Below are 14665 nucleotides of genomic sequence, written 5' to 3' on the forward strand. Positions count from 1 at the left end.
CAGCCTGGTCGGGCCGAGGCAGGAGCCAGGGCCGGGTACCGCCGAATGCTCTCAGATACCGAGCTTGTCAGATGACGGGTGGGCGGCCCAGTCGAGTCAGGCGCCATACCGTACGCCACTTCATGGGGTGCCGGGGGCCGCAGGCGGTGGTCCAGCCCTCCTTGAAGCCGCCGAACCAGGCCTTCAGCGCAGGTCGCGAGGGGCGGCGGGCGAGGGTGAGCAGCATCCAGACGCCGAGGTATACGGGGACCAGCGGGGCGGGCAGATTGCGGCGGGCGAGCCAGACGCGGTTGCGGGCCACCATGCGGTGGTAGACGGCATGCCGGGAGGGGGCGGTCGTGGGGTGGTGGAGCACCATGTCCGCGCGGTAGTCGATCATCCAGCCGGCGTCGAGGGCGCGCCAGGCGAGGTCGGTCTCCTCATGGGCGTAGAAGAACTCGTCGGGCAGCCCGCCGACCTCGGCGAAGACCTTCGTACGGACCGCGTTGGCGCCGCCGAGGAAGGTGGTGACGCGGGAGTTGCGCATCGGGTCGGCGGCGCGCAGGCGCGGGACGTGGCGGCGCTGGGTGGAGCCGGTGTCGGGGTCGGCGATGCGGAAGCTGATGATCCCGAGCTTCGGGTCGGCCTCGAAGGCCTGGCGGCACAGCTCGGCGGTGTCGTTGCGGGCGAGCAGGCCGTCGTCGTCCAGGAAGAGCAGGATGTCGACATCCGTGCCGCCGGGGCCGAAGGCCTCGATGCCGACGTTGCGGCCGCCGGGGATGCCGAGGTTCTCGGGCAGCTCGACGGTACGGACGCCCTCGGGGACCTCCGGGACCGGGGAGCCGTTGCCGATCACGACCACCTCGACCGGGTCGCCGTCCTGCTTGGCGACCGAGTCGAGGAGGGCGCGGAGTTCGTCGGGGCGGTTGCCCATGGTGATGATCACCGCGCCGACCTTCATGGCGGACGTCACTTCAGCCTGCTCGACGCCAGGATGGACACCAGGTGCAGCAGGGTCTGCAGGATCGCGATGCCGGCCAGCACGGCGACGCCGAGCCGCGAGAAGAACAGGTCGTCCCTGACCGTGTCCAGGACCGCCAGGACCAGGATCAGCAGGGACGCCTCGACGCCGAGGACGAGCCGGTGGAACTTCAGCGCGGCGGCGGCCTTACGGGCCAGCGCCATCCCGGAGGAACGCGGCTCGGCGGCCGACTCCTGGACCGGCGGCTTGCCAGTCTGGTGCCGGGCGACGCCTACGAGGTCGGTCTCGGCCTTGATCAGGATCGCGCCGAGGGCGGCGAGGGTGCCGAGGAAGGCCCACAGCCAGTCGATCCGCCCGGAGCCCCACAGGTCGGCGGCGCGCAGTCCGAAGCCGACAAGGACCGCGGCATCGCACAGGTAGGCGCCGACGCGGTCCACGTAGACCCCGGCGATCGAGTACTGCTTCCGCCAGCGGGCGATCTCGCCGTCGACGCAGTCGAACAGCAGGTAGAGCTGCACCATCAGCACGCCGAGCACTGCGCCCGGGATGCCCGGCACCAGCAGGGCCGGGGCGGCGAGGACGCCGAAGACGGTCATCAGGTAGGTCAGCTGGTTGGGCGTGACCCGCGTGTTCACCAGGTGCCGGTCGATACGCAGCGACAGCTCGCGCATATAGAGCCGGCCGGCCCAGTGCTCGCCGCTCCGCCGGTCCTTCACACCCGGGGGGTGCACGACCGGCCGGAGCTCAGCTACCGATGGCTTTTGCATAGTCGGCGTATGCGTCCCTGATCTGGTCGGTGGACAGGTCGAGGTGCTCGAGGATCGTGAAACGGCCCGGCCGGGTCTGCGGCGCGTATTCGACGGCCCTGACGAACTCGTCCACGCTGAACCCGATTTCCTCCGGCAGCACCGGCAGACCGTGCCTGCGCAGTACCTGGGCGAAGTAGCCGGACTGCTCGTGGGCGCCGCGCAGGTGCATGGCGAAGGCAGCTCCCAGACCAACCTGCTCGCCGTGGCTCGCGGCCCGCTTCGGGTAGAGCAGGTCGAAGGCGTGGCTGATCTCATGGCAGGCCCCGGAGGAGGGCCGGGTGTCACCGCTGATCGACATCGCGATGCCGGAGAGCACCAGGGCCTCGGCCAGCACCGTGAGGAACTCGTCGTCCCCGGCGCCGCCCGGGTGTCGCAGCACCGACTCGCCGGCGGTCCGGGCCATCGCCGCCGCCAGCCCGTCCACGGGCTCCCCATGGATCTTGTGCGAGAGCTCCCAGTCGGCGATCGCCGAGATGTTGGAGATCGCGTCGCCGACGCCGGAGCGTACGAAGCGGATGGGAGCCTCGCGGATGATGTCGAGGTCGATCACCATCGCGATCGGCGTCGGTACTCCGTAGGAGCCGCGGCCGTTGTCGTTGTCCAGGATGGACACCGGCGAGCACAGTCCGTCGTGGGAAAGGTTGGTGGCCACGGCCACCATGGGCAGCCCGACTCGTGCCGCCGCGTACTTCGCCACATCGATGATCTTTCCGCCGCCGAGTCCCACCACGGCGTCGTAGCGCTGCTTGCCCTTGATGTCGTCGGCAAGCTTCACCGCCGAATCGATGGTGCCGTCGGCGACGGGGTACCAGTCGGCTCCGGGCAGGACCGGCTCGAGCCGCTCGCGCAGCGCCTGTCCCGAACCCCCGCTTATGGCGATCGCCAGCTTGCCGGAGGCGGAGATCCGCTGATCGGCCAGCACGACCGCCAGGTCGTCCAGGGCACCGGCGTTGATGTCGACGACGACGGGCGAAGGAATGAGCCTCGTCAGTACTGGCACGCGATCACACGCCCCTTGGCAAGGTCCTCGTGGTTGTCGATCTCGACCCACTTGACGTCGCCGATGGGGGCGACGTCGATGCGGAAACCGCGGTTCACGAGCTCCTGGTAGCCGTGCTCGTAGAACTGCTGCGGGTCGGTCTCGAAGACCGTCTTCAGGGCGTCGGCCAGCTCGTCGGCGGCCTCGCCCTCGATGAGGGTGACGCCGATGTACTCACCGGTCGCCTCGGCCGGGTCCATCAGCTTGGTGATCTTCGTCATGCCGCCCTCGGGGCCGACGACGACCTTCATCTCCTCGTCGGCGAGGGACTTCACCGTGTCGAGGGCGAGGATGATCTTCTTGCCGTCGCCGCGGGCGGCGAGCAGGGTCTTCTCGACGGAGACCGGGTGCACGGTGTCGCCGTTGGCGAGGATCACCGAGTGCTTGATGGCGTCACGGCCGCACCACAGGGAGTAGGCGTTGTTCCACTCCTCGGCCTTGTCGTTGTCGATGAGGGTGATCTTGACGCCGTACTTCTGCTCGAGGGCCTCGCGGCGCTCGTAGACGGCCTCCTTGCGGTAGCCGACGATGATCGCGACCTCGGTCAGGCCGATCTCGGCGAAGTTGCCGAGGGTGAGGTCGAGCACGGTGATGCTGTCCTCGTTGCCTTCCGGGCCCACCGGCACCAGCGCCTTGGGCAGGGTGTCCGTATAGGGGCGCAGACGCCGTCCGGCGCCAGCCGCCAGCACGAGGCCGATCATGCGGGTTCTCCTTCATCGTGTACGGCGGGTGCGCCAAGTTTGTGGGCGGTCACCCAGAAGCGGATGCTCTCGGCGAGCACCACGAGGGCCACGGCCACGGCGAGCGCCGTGAGCGCGACCTTGAAATCAGTGGCGGCGAGCAGCGCGGCCAGAACGGTGACCAGCAGCGTCCTGCCTTCGTGCCCGCCGATCGCCCGCACCAGCCAGTTCGGCGGCGCGCCGGCATTGCCGCGGATGCGGTACACCGTGTCGTAGTGATGGTAGGCGACGGCGCCCACCAGCCCGAAAGCCGCTGGAAGGACTCCGTTTACTTCGGCTTTGGCTGCCAGTACCAGGACGGTGACGTATTCGGCCGCACGGAACACGGGTGGAACAAGCCAGTCGAGGGCGCCCTTGAGGGGCAGGGCGACGGCCGCGGCCGAGGTCAGCGTGTAGAGGCCGGCGGCGAGGACGGGCAGCCAACTGCCGTACGGCTCAAGCCAGGCGGCGGCGACGAGGATCACAGCGCCGGGCAGCGCGACGAGAACACGCGCTCCGAACGGCGGCTTGGCGGGCAGCTTCTTCAACAGCCCTGCCAGCAGCTCGGCGACCGCGCCGCTGTCCGCAAGGTCCGCCAGCGCCCGCGCCGCCCGGTCGGTGCGGTGGGCTTTGCGCGTCAGGGACCGCAGAACGCGGCCCGCCGTGGTGTAAGTCGCCGCGAACGCGCACCCGATGAGCAGCGCGTAGAAGGTGATACGCGGAGTGGTGACCGCCGTGAGGACGGCGATCATCGCCCAGCGCTCGCCGATCGGCAGGACGATCATCCGGCGCAGCCAGACGGTCCAGCCGACGCTGTCGAGCCGACCCGAAAGGGCTGCTGTGGGGCTGGTGTTGGCGGTGGCGTCGTGATTCGCCTCGTTGAAGGAGAAGTCGACGACATGTCGACAGGTCTGCAAAACCATCGCGCCGAGGGCGAGGGCCCATACGTCATCACCGCCGCGGGCCGCGCCGAGCGCGAGGCCCGCGTAGTAGGCGTACTCCTTGGCGCGGTCGAAGGTCGCGTCGAGCCAGGCGCCCAGCGTCGAGTACTGCAGCGAATAGCGGGCGAGCTGTCCGTCCGTGCAGTCCAGGACGAAGGAGAAGAGCAGCAGCAGTCCGGCGGTGACGAAGCCGGCGCGGGTACCTGTCGCCGCACAGCCCGCCGCGATGAGCGCGGTGAGCAGTGAGGCCGTGGTGACCTGGTTCGGGGTCAGACCGCGGCGGGCGCACCAGCGGGCGAGATAGCGGGAGTACGGGCTGATGAAGTACGTGGTGAAGAAGCCGTCGCGGGACTTCACAGCCGTACGCAGCCTGATCGCCTCGTCGTCGAGGGCGGCCACGGCCTGCCGGGCTTCGTTGCGGGCCTGCGGGTCGCGGGGGACCTCGGCGACGAGTTCGCCGAGTTCGGGGCGGTGCAGTTCGGTGTCGAGCAGCTCGGCGACGCGGTCGGCGACGATGCCGACGACCACGGAGCCGTTCGAGGCGTCACCGGCGGCCGTGCGCAGCGCGCGGTCCAGCGCGGGACGGGCGGCGGGGCGGACGGTCACCGCGCCGGGGATCGCGGCGGCGGCGAAACGGGGGTCGGTGAGCCCGAGGCGCAGCGCGTGGACGTGGCCCACGAAGCGGGCGTCGACGACGGCGACCCGCTGGTCAGCGGGTACGGCGGCGAGGAGCGTCTCGGCGCCGGCCGCGTCGGAGGCGACCCGCACGTCGAAGCCGAGCGACCGCAGATCGCCCTCGAGCGACGATCCGGGGACCGGCTGACCGGTGAGGATGGCGGTCGACAGACGAACTCACTCCCTGGGTTCCGACGCGTCCGTGGCGCCGGGCATGTGCGCGATGGGGGCGCCCCGGGCGGGGCCCCGGGCGGCGTGTCGGCAGAGGCTATCGGATGATGGGAAGCTGCCGTTCACCGCCTGTTCACGGCCCGATCAGCATGATCTGTATGCCGCGTCCGCTGCGATCATCATCAAGGATCAGGGCCCCGCACCCCAAATCACGGTCCCAGAACGGCGCTTTTCAGGGCAAGAATCCCGGCCCGCACCGGAGCCGATCCGTCCGGCATAGGGTGAAGGACCATGACATGGCTGATTACCGGCGGAGCCGGCTATATCGGTGCGCATGTGGCGCGGATCATGGCCGATGCGGGAGAGCGGGTCATCGCGCTCGACGATCTCTCGGCCGGCGTTCCCCACCGGCTACCGTCGGACATCCCTCTCATTCAGGGCTCATCGCTCGACGGCGAGCTACTGAAGCGGACGTTCGCTGAACACACGGTGACGGGAGTGGTGCATCTCGCCGCCCGCAAACAGGTTGGCGAGTCCATGGCCCAGCCCACGCGCTACTACCAGGAGAACGTCGGCGGCCTCGCCACCCTCCTCGAAGCGGTCGCCGAGGCGGGCATCGAGCGCTTCCTCTTCTCCTCGTCCGCGGCGGTCTACGGCAACCCGGATGTGGACCTCATCACGGAGGACACCCCCTGCGCCCCGATGAGCCCGTACGGCGAGACGAAGCTCACCGGTGAGTGGCTGGTGCGCGCGGCGGGCCGGGCGCACGGCATCGCGACCGTGTGCCTGCGCTACTTCAACGTGGCGGGCGCGGCGGCACCCGAACTGGCCGACACCGGCGTCTTCAACGTCGTCCCGATGGTCTTCGACCGGCTCACCCGCGACGAGGCCCCGCGGATCTTCGGCGCCGACTATCCGACGTCGGACGGCACCTGCGTACGTGACTACATCCACGTCGCCGATCTCGCCGAGGCACACCTCGCGGCGGCCCGGCGGCTGGCCGAGGCCGGCGCGGCGGGCGATCTGACGGTGAACATCGGCCGCGGTGAGGGTGTTTCGGTACGCGAGCTCGTGACGCTCATCGGCGAGGTCGCCGGCGACACCCGCCCCGCGATCGTCGAGCCGCGCCGCCCGGGCGACGCCCCGCGCGCGGTGGCCTCGGCCGCGCTGGCCGCCGAGGAACTGGGCTGGACGGCGCGGCGCGGGGTGCACGAGATGGTGGAGTCGGCGTGGCAGGGCTGGCGGCTCCGCCACGGCGGCTGATTACGCACTCCGGCTACTCGCGCAGCAGGGCGCCGGAGCGGCCGTCGTACGTGCTGTGCTGGAGGCGGCACGCGCGCGTGGGGAGCGGTTGGTGCCGTACCGCGCCCCTTCCAGGGGCGCNNNCAGGGGCGCGGGGCTGTATCAATTTGCGGCTCCGCCGCGATGGGGGTCCCCCCGCTCGAGCGCAGCCGAGAGTGGGGGAGCGACCAGCCACAACGGACCCGCAGCTTCGTACCGCATTTCCAGCGGAGCGCTTTAGTTCGACCGCGCGGCGGAACCGGACAAGCGGGACACCGCGTGGTGTCAGGAGTGCCGGTTCAGTACGGCAGACTTGGGGCTCGTAGACCGATGCGAAGGATGGGTATGCCGATCACACGTGGCACCGCGACGCACACCTCGCCGAACGGCTCCCCCGAAGCGATCCTGTTGGAACTGGTCGACGAGGACGGCACGACGATCGGTACCGCGGAGAAGCTCGCCGCGCATCAGCCGCCCGGGAAGCTGCACCGGGCGTTCTCGGTGTTCCTGTTCGACGAGCGGGGCCGGCTGCTGTTGCAGCAGCGCGCGCTCGGCAAGTACCACTCCCCCGGCGTCTGGTCCAACACCTGCTGCGGCCACCCCTATCCCGGTGAGGCGCCCTTCGCGGCGGCTGCGCGACGCACGCACGAGGAACTCGGTGTCTCGCCGTCACTGCTCGCCGAGGCGGGCACGGTCCGCTACAACCACCCGGACCCGCACTCCGGTCTGGTGGAGCAGGAGTTCAACCACCTCTTCGTCGGCATGATCCAGTCGCCGCCACGGCCGGACCCGGAGGAGGTCGGCACGACAGCCTTCGTGACGGCCGCCGAGCTGACGGAACGGCACGCCAGGGACCCGTTCTCCGCCTGGTTCATGACGGTCCTGGACGCGGCCCGCCCGGCGGTAAGGGAGATGACGGGCCCGACCGCGGGCTGGTGACAAAACGCTCCGCTGGAAATGCGGTTCGAAAGGTGCGGGCCGTCGGTGGCTGGTCGCTCCCCCACTCTCGGCTGCGCTCGAGCGGGGGGACCCCCATCGCGGCGGAGCCGCACATTGATACCGCCCCGCGCCCCTGACGGGGTGCGGTACTGCAGCGGATTTCGGCAAACCCGCTTAGCTCACCGGCGCGGGTTTGAGAGGCAGGGCGGCCCAGATGACCTTGCCGCCGGTCGCGGTGTGTTCGACGTCGCACACGCCGCCCGCCTCCTTGGTGATCTCGGTCACCAGGAGCAGGCCCCGGCCGCCGGTCTGGGCGTGGTCGGCCTCCAGGGCGGTCGGGCGGTAGGGGTGGTTGTCCTCGACGGAGACCCGCACCCACTCGGCGCCGACGGCGACCTCCACGGCGAGCATCGGCGAGAGCAGCGCCGCGTGCCGCACCACGTTGGACACCAGCTCGGAGACGATCAGCAATAGCCCCTGGACGAGGTCGTCCGAGGCCGGCACGCCCTGGCGGGCCAGCAGATCGCGGACGGCGTGCCGCGCCTGCGGCACCGAGGCGTCGACGGAGGGAGCGGTGAACCGCCAGACTCCCTCGTACGGCAGCGGCTCGGGCGGCCTTCTGCCGGCGTTCGTGTCCCCGCCGCCTTCAGGGCGTGGGCCGGGCCCCCGCCCATGGTCGTCCATCGTCCGGTCGCCACCCTTGCGCTCGATTGTCACCACATGTCGAGTGTTGGTAACGCAGCGGTGCATACCCAAGAGCTGAACAGAAGTCAGCGAAAATCGGCGTTTCCTGACCGACCTCGTACGACACCGACGGTCCGCGCGACAGCTCCCTGCCCTTCTTGTGCCGAATTCGGAACTCTTCGGGTTGTACGCGTACGGATAGCATCCGGCGTATGGAGCCGCAGTTGTTGCACAGCGTCACCGACGGGGTCGCCACCGTCGTGATCCACCATCCGGCGAAGCGCAATGCCATGACGGCCGGCATGTGGGCGGCGCTGCCACCGCTGCTCGACGCACTGGCCGCCGATCCCGCCGTACGGGCGCTCGTGCTCACCGGTGAAGGCGGGACCTTCTGCGCCGGGGCCGACATCTCGACGCTGCGGGGCTCCGCCGACAAGGCGCAAGGGCTGGCGGTACGCGCCGAGGACGCGCTCGCCGCCTTTCCCAAGCCGACGCTCGCCGCGGTGCGCGGCCACTGCGTGGGCGGCGGATGCCAGCTCGCGGCGGCGTGCGATCTGCGGTTCGTGGACGAGGGCGCGCTGTTCGGGATCACTCCGGCGAAGCTGGGGATCGTGTACGCGGCTTCGTCCACGCGGCGGTTGGTGTCGCTGGTGGGGCCCGCCACCGCCAAGTACCTGTTGTTCTCGGGCGAGTTGATCGATGCGGAGCGGGCGCTGCGGACCGGCCTGGTGGACGAGGTGCTGCCGGAGGGCGAACTCGGCAAGCGGGTCGCGGAGTTCACGCGCGTACTGGCCACGCGCTCGCAGCTGACGCAGGCCGCGGCGAAGGAGTTCGCGGACGGCCGCATGGACCGGGAGGCGTACTGGGCCGAGCAGGCGCGCGGCAGCGGCGACACCGCGGAGGGCGTCGCCGCTTTTCTGGAGCGCCGTCAGCCGGACTTCACTTGGACTGCCTCAGGCCGAACTACACCAGGCTGAAGCGGCTGTTGGTGCGGAACTCCTCGACGAGATGCGCGGGCGCCTTCTGCGGGGACCCCGCGTCGTAGGGCGGCTGCGGGTCGTACTCCGTCAACAGCTGTACGGCCTGGGCGTGTTCGTCGCCCGCGATCCTGCCGACCAGGGTGAGCCCCATGTCGATGCCGGAGGAGACCCCGGCCGCGGTGACGTACTTCCCGTCGATCACGACCCTGTCCCCCGTCGGCTCGGCGCCGTACTGCTTGAGGAAGTCGAGGACCAGCCAGTGGGAGGTGGCGCGGCGGCCGTCGAGCAGTCCGGCCGCGGCCAGCAGCAGGGAGCCGCTGCACACGGACGTCGTCCAGGTGCTGGTGGCGTCGGTGGTGCGCAGCCAGTCGAGGAGCGTCTCGTTCTCCATCTGCGAGAACTGGCCCGGCCCTCCGGGGACCACGACGATGTCGGGGCTCGGAACCTCGGCGAGGGTCTTGTCGGCGGTGATCGCGAGGGCGCCCGTGTCGGTGCGGATGGGGCCCGTCTGCTCGGCCACGAAGACGGTCTCCGCGTCGGGGAGGCGGCCGAGGGTCTCGTACGGGCCGACGGCGTCCAAGGCGGTGAAGCGGTCGAAGAGAACGATGGCGATCTGCATCGGAGTCCTTTCGGTCGGGTCGATCGGGCTGTCGGGTTCGACGAGTTGGCCGGTGAGCTCAGTGAGTCAGCTCAGCCGGTGGCTTCAGTCGGCGGGCACGGGGCGGAAGCGGCGGCGGTACTCCGCCGGGGCCGCACCGAGGGTCCGTAGGAAGGCGCGGCGCATCGCCTCCGGGGTGCCGTAGCCGCAGGTGCGGGAGATCTCCTCGATGCCGTCGGCGGTGTCCTCCAGGAGACGCCGGGCGTGTTCGAGGCGGACGCGGTCGACGTACCGGCCCGGGGTCATGCCCGTCTCCGTCTGGAAGGCGCGAGCGAAGTGGCGCGGGGAGAGGTTGGCGCGGGCGGCGAGCGACTCGACGGTCAGTTGCTCGCCGGGGTGCTCGCTGATCCACTGCTGGACATCGCGGAGCGGTTGGCGCTGGGCGGTCTGCGCGGCGAGCTGGGCGCTGAACTGCGCCTGGTTTCCCGGGCGTCGGAGGAACACGACCAGATGGCGGGCGATGGCCAGGGCGGTCTTCCGGCCGAGGTCCTCCTCGACGAGCGCGAGGGCGAGGTCGATGCCGGAGGTGACTCCCGCCGAGGTGGCCACGTTCCCGTCGCGTACGAAGATGGGGTCCGGGTCGACGTCGATCGCCGGGTGGTCGCGGGCGAGCGCGTCGCAGGACGCCCAGTGAGTCGTCGCCCGGCGGCCGTCCAGGAGGCCCGCGGCGGCGAGCAGGAGCGCGCCGGTGCAGACGGACACCAGGCGTTCCGCGCGCGGGCCGTGTTCACGCAGCCAGGCGACGAGGTCCGGGTCCGGGTTCCGGGTGCCGTTGCCGCCCGGGACGAGCAGGGTGTGCGGGACGGGTGCGTCGGCGAGGGCGTGGTCCGGGACCAGGGTGAGGCCGCTCGTGGCGCGCACGGGGGCGCCGTCCAGAGTGGCCGTGCGGATGCGGTACGTCCCGGGGCGGCCGGTCTCGGCGCCCGCGAAGACCTCCACGGGGCCCGTGACATCGAGACTCTGGATGCCCTCGAAGAGGACGACGAGAACGGTTCGGGGTGCCATGTGCTCGATTCTTGGCCTGCGATGCGACGGCCGCAATGACGAGCACCCCACCTTTCCTGCCATGTCGAAGGGCCTTGCCGACCGAGTCGGCCGACGGGGATCGACGCCCCGCATTCCGTTTGTACCGACCAGTCGGTACCCTGCGGCCCATGACCAGTGCTCTGCAGGAGCGCGCCGGGCGGCGCTGCCACAACGTCCTCAATCCGCTTCACTCCGCGCACTACTTCTCGCCGGACCTGGGGCGGGAACTGGCCGCTCTCGGCGTCGCCGACCGCGATGCCGCGTACTTCGCGGCACGGGCCGCGGCCATGGGGACGGTGGGTGCGGGTGTGGTGACCGCGACGTTCTACAACTTCCGCCACGAGCTGGTGGCGAAGCACGTACCCGAGGTGTGGCGCACTGCGTCGCCGCAGGACGTGCTCGCGGCACGCGCGCGTGCCGCCGACGCGACGTTGCGGCGGCTGCTCGGTGACGAGGCGATCGGGTCCCGGGAGATGGCCGAGGCGGCTCAGCTCGCGCTGCGGGCGACCGAGGCCTGCGTACGAACCGCGCGCCCGTTGTACGCGGCGCACGCGGACCTGCCCGTGCCCGACGAACCGCACCTCGCCCTGTGGCACGCGGCCACGCTGCTGCGCGAGCACCGCGGAGACGGGCACCTCACGGTGCTGCTCGGCGCGGAACTCGACCCCGTGGAGGCGCTGGTGAGCCACACCGCGACCGGCAAGGGCATGTCGCCAAGGTGGATCCTCGCCACGCGGGGCTGGCGGCGGGAGGACTGGGACGCCGCGGCCGGCCGGCTCCGGGAGCGCGGACTGCTCGACGCCGAGGGCGAGTTGACGACGGCCGGCGTCGACCTGCGCCGGGCCATCGAGTCGGACACGGACCGTCTGGACCGGGCCCCGTACGAGCACTTGGGCGCGGCGCGCGTGGAGCGCCTGCGGGAGCTGGCGACGGGGTTCCTCATGACGTCGCTCGCGGCGGGGGCGTTTCCCGAGGACATGATCGGCAAGGGCTGAGGAACCCAACCGCCGGAGGCCCGCGCATCAGAACTGTTCTCCGAGGTACCCGGATGTCCCCGGCCGCGACCGAACGGGCCGGGAGACGAAAGGAGAAGCACGTGCTCCGTGCGATCGCTGACGTGTTGCGACAGATTGGCGCGGCGCTCGCCACAGTGGTGACGCTGCCGTTCCGGGCCCTGGCCCGGCTGTTCGGCGGCGCCTCGCACTCGACGCGACGCACCGGGCGGGCCCGCGGGGTCTGACCACGGACCCCCGCCGGAGCCGGCCGCGCCGAGAGCGTGTCCGGCTCTTCTCGTGTTCTGGCGCCGCCCTGATCCCCCGTTGTCGGTGCCACCTGCCACAATTGCCGCGCAACCTCAGTGAAGAAGGCGGTACGGGATCGTGACGACACCCCTCGTAGGGTCCATCGAAGGCAGGATCGCCGAGGAGCTCGGCGTACGGGAGCGGCAGGTCAAGGCTGCCGTGGAGCTGCTCGACGGCGGTTCGACGGTGCCTTTCATCGCCCGCTACCGCAAGGAAGCGACCGAGATGCTCGACGACGCGCAGCTGCGCACGCTCGAGGAGCGGCTGCGCTATCTGCGGGAGCTGGAGGAGCGGCGGACGGCGATTCTCGAGTCGGTGCGCGAGCAGGGCAAGCTCACCGAGGAGCTCGAGGCGCGGATCCGCGGCGCCGAGACGAAGGCGCGCCTGGAGGACATCTATCTGCCGTTCAAGCCGAAGCGGCGGACGAAGGCGCAGATCGCGCGTGAGGCGGGTCTTGAGCCGTTGGCCGAGGGCCTGCTCGGCGACCCGTCCGTCGATCCCCTGGCCGCGGCAGCGGCGTTCGTGGACGCCGACAAGGGCGTGGCCGACCCGCAGGCGGCCCTTGACGGTGCCCGCGCGATCCTCACCGAGCGGTTCTCGGAGGACGCCGACCTGATCGGCGAGCTGCGCGAGCGCATGTGGGTGCGCGGGCGGCTCGCGGCCAAGGTGCGGGAGGGCAAGGAGGAGGCGGGCGCCAAGTTCGCCGACTACTTCGACTTCGCCGAGCCCTTCACGGAGCTGCCCTCGCACCGCGTCCTCGCCATGCTGCGCGGGGAGAAGGAGGAGGTCCTCGACCTCGTCCTGGAGCCCGAGGAGCCGACGGACGGGCCTTCGTCGTACGAGGGAATCGTCGCGCACCGCTTCGCGATCGCCGACCGGGGCCGACCCGCCGACAAGTGGCTGCAGGACACGGTCCGTTGGGCCTGGCGCACCCGTATCCTCGTGCACCTCGGCATCGACATGCGGATGCGGCTGCGGACGGCCGCCGAGGACGAGGCGGTCAACGTCTTCGCGGCGAACCTGCGCGACCTGCTGCTCGCCGCCCCCGCGGGCACGCGCGCGACGCTGGGGCTCGACCCCGGGTTCCGTACGGGCGTGAAGGTGGCCGTCGTCGACGCGACCGGCAAGGTCGTCGCCACGGACGTCATCTACCCGCACGTCCCGCAGAACAAGTGGGACGAGGCCATCGCCAAGCTCGCGCGGCTCGCCAAGGAGCACGCGGTCGAGCTGGTCTCGATCGGCAACGGCACGGCGTCCCGCGAGACGGACAAGCTCGCCGGTGAACTCATCGCCAAGCACCCGGAGTTGAAGCTCACGAAGGTGATGGTGTCCGAGGCCGGCGCCTCCGTCTACTCGGCCTCGGCCTTCGCCTCACAGGAGCTGCCCGGCATGGACGTGTCGCTGCGCGGCGCCGTCTCCATCGCGCGGCGCCTGCAGGACCCGCTCGCCGAGCTGGTGAAGATCGACCCGAAGTCGATCGGCGTCGGTCAGTACCAGCACGACCTGTCCGAGGTGAAGCTGTCACGGTCGCTGGACGCGGTGGTCGAGGACTGTGTGAACGGCGTCGGAGTGGATGTGAACACCGCCTCCACACCGCTGCTCTCCCGGGTCTCCGGCATCACCTCCGGACTCGCGGAGAACATCGTGGCGCACCGCGACGCGAACGGCCCGTTCAAGTCGCGGTCGGAGCTGAAGAGCGTGGCGCGGCTGGGTCCGAAGGCGTACGAGCAGTGCGCGGGCTTCCTGCGGATCCGGGGCGGTGACGACCCGCTGGACGCGTCGAGCGTGCACCCGGAGGCGTATCCCGTGGTGCGGCGGATGGTGAAGACGGCCGGCAGTGAGGTGGCCTCGCTGGTCGGCAACACGAGTGTGCTGCGCTCGCTGAAGCCGACCGACTTCGTGGACGAGACGTTCGGTCTGCCGACGGTGACGGACATCCTGAAGGAGCTGGAGAAGCCGGGGCGTGACCCTCGGCCGGCCTTCAAGACGGCCACCTTCAAGGAGGGCGTGGAGAAGATCTCCGACCTGTCCTCCGGCATGGTGCTGGAGGGAGTCGTCACGAACGTGGCCGCCTTCGGTGCCTTTGTGGATGTCGGTGTGCACCAGGACGGGCTTGTACATGTGTCCGCGATGTCGAAGACGTTCGTCAAGGATCCGCGGGATGTGGTGAAGCCCGGGGACATCGTCAAGGTGAAGGTGCTGGACGTCGATATTCCGCGGAAGCGGATTTCGCTGACGCTGCGGTTGGATGACGAGGCTGCTCCGCAAGGGGAACAGGGGAGCGGTGGGCGCCCGCAGCGTGGCGGGCGGGCGTCGCAGCAGCAGCGGGGGCAGCAGCGGCAGGGGCGCGGTGCCGGTGGTGGTGGCGGGTCGCGGCAGGCGCCGCCACCAGGCAACAGTGCCATGGCGGATGCGCTGCGGCGTGCGGGGTTGGTTGACCCTAAGGGGGGTCGGGGTCGGGGGTGACCTGTGCGGGTGGGT

General features: G+C 70.7%; 14 protein-coding genes. 6 read left to right on the forward strand and 8 right to left on the reverse strand.

What is annotated here, in order from left to right:
• Positions 1-67 precede the first annotated feature (67 nt).
• From ACYVO6_RS46485 to ACYVO6_RS46505, 5 genes are read right to left on the reverse strand one after another with little or no spacing between them, the layout of a single operon-like run.
• Positions 68-952 carry a glycosyltransferase family 2 protein gene (locus ACYVO6_RS46485; RefSeq protein ID WP_461072549.1) on the reverse strand — a complete coding sequence of 295 codons (885 nt, stop codon included), beginning with the start codon at positions 950-952 and terminating at the stop codon, positions 68-70.
• Entirely contained in the window at positions 949-1728 is a 780-nt protein-coding gene (locus ACYVO6_RS46490; RefSeq protein WP_461072551.1) for a CDP-alcohol phosphatidyltransferase family protein, read from the reverse strand. Before ACYVO6_RS46490 ends, ACYVO6_RS46485 begins: the two co-directional genes overlap by 4 nt.
• Positions 1706-2770, reverse strand: a complete 1065-nt coding sequence (locus ACYVO6_RS46495; RefSeq protein ID WP_461072553.1) for an iron-containing alcohol dehydrogenase family protein — start codon at positions 2768-2770, stop codon at positions 1706-1708. The genes ACYVO6_RS46490 and ACYVO6_RS46495 overlap by 23 nt, the downstream gene beginning before the upstream one ends.
• On the reverse strand, positions 2758-3510 hold the full coding sequence (locus ACYVO6_RS46500) for a phosphocholine cytidylyltransferase family protein (RefSeq protein WP_461072555.1): 753 nt from the start codon (positions 3508-3510) through the stop codon (positions 2758-2760). Before ACYVO6_RS46500 ends, ACYVO6_RS46495 begins: the two co-directional genes overlap by 13 nt.
• Positions 3507-5315 carry a DUF5941 domain-containing protein gene (locus ACYVO6_RS46505; protein WP_461072689.1) on the reverse strand — a complete coding sequence of 603 codons (1809 nt, stop codon included), beginning with the start codon at positions 5313-5315 and terminating at the stop codon, positions 3507-3509. The genes ACYVO6_RS46500 and ACYVO6_RS46505 overlap by 4 nt, the downstream gene beginning before the upstream one ends.
• A gap of 291 nt (positions 5316-5606) precedes the next feature.
• Between ACYVO6_RS46505 and galE the strand changes: the two genes are divergently transcribed.
• Positions 5607-6578, forward strand: a complete 972-nt coding sequence (galE, locus tag ACYVO6_RS46510; RefSeq protein ID WP_461072557.1) for a UDP-glucose 4-epimerase GalE — start codon at positions 5607-5609, stop codon at positions 6576-6578.
• Between the two features lie 363 nt (positions 6579-6941).
• Positions 6942-7535 (forward strand): isopentenyl-diphosphate Delta-isomerase, encoded by a 594-nt coding sequence (gene idi / locus ACYVO6_RS46515; RefSeq protein ID WP_461072559.1) that lies wholly within the window; start codon positions 6942-6944, stop codon positions 7533-7535.
• A 174-nt stretch (positions 7536-7709) separates the two neighbouring features.
• On the opposite strand, the gene ACYVO6_RS46520 is transcribed toward idi, so the two are convergent.
• Positions 7710-8219: an ATP-binding protein gene (locus tag ACYVO6_RS46520; RefSeq protein WP_461072691.1), complete on the reverse strand. Its 510-nt coding sequence runs from the start codon at positions 8217-8219 to the stop codon at positions 7710-7712.
• 212 nt (positions 8220-8431) lie between these two features.
• Here ACYVO6_RS46520 and ACYVO6_RS46525 point away from each other — a divergent pair, with 212 nt between their 5' ends.
• Positions 8432-9196, forward strand: coding sequence for an enoyl-CoA hydratase/isomerase family protein (locus tag ACYVO6_RS46525; protein ID WP_461072561.1), 765 nt, complete (start codon positions 8432-8434; stop codon positions 9194-9196).
• Here the strand turns inward: ACYVO6_RS46525 and ACYVO6_RS46530 are convergent.
• Together ACYVO6_RS46530 and ACYVO6_RS46535 are read right to left on the reverse strand one after the other, a co-directional pair.
• A complete protein-coding gene (locus ACYVO6_RS46530; RefSeq protein ID WP_461072563.1) occupies positions 9183-9818 on the reverse strand; it encodes a DJ-1/PfpI family protein in 636 nt (211 codons plus the stop codon). The genes ACYVO6_RS46525 and ACYVO6_RS46530 overlap by 14 nt on opposite strands.
• 84 nt (positions 9819-9902) lie before the next feature.
• On the reverse strand, positions 9903-10862 hold the full coding sequence (locus ACYVO6_RS46535; protein WP_461072565.1) for a GlxA family transcriptional regulator: 960 nt from the start codon (positions 10860-10862) through the stop codon (positions 9903-9905).
• A 149-nt stretch (positions 10863-11011) separates the two neighbouring features.
• On the opposite strand from ACYVO6_RS46535, the gene ACYVO6_RS46540 reads away from it, so the two are divergent.
• The 3 genes from ACYVO6_RS46540 (at position 11012) to ACYVO6_RS46550 (ending at position 14650) form a co-directional block, all read left to right on the forward strand.
• Positions 11012-11878: an SCO6745 family protein gene (locus tag ACYVO6_RS46540; RefSeq protein WP_461072567.1), complete on the forward strand. Its 867-nt coding sequence runs from the start codon at positions 11012-11014 to the stop codon at positions 11876-11878.
• Positions 11879-11979: 101 nt separating this feature from the next.
• Positions 11980-12123 carry an LPFR motif small protein gene (locus tag ACYVO6_RS46545; RefSeq protein ID WP_461072569.1) on the forward strand — a complete coding sequence of 48 codons (144 nt, stop codon included), beginning with the start codon at positions 11980-11982 and terminating at the stop codon, positions 12121-12123.
• Positions 12124-12262: 139 nt separating this feature from the next.
• The gene (locus tag ACYVO6_RS46550) at positions 12263-14650 is read left to right on the forward strand and encodes a Tex family protein (RefSeq protein WP_461072571.1); all 2388 of its coding nucleotides are present in this window, start codon (positions 12263-12265) and stop codon (positions 14648-14650) included.
• Positions 14651-14665 lie beyond the last annotated feature (15 nt).

The organism is Streptomyces pseudoechinosporeus (assembly GCF_054783935.1).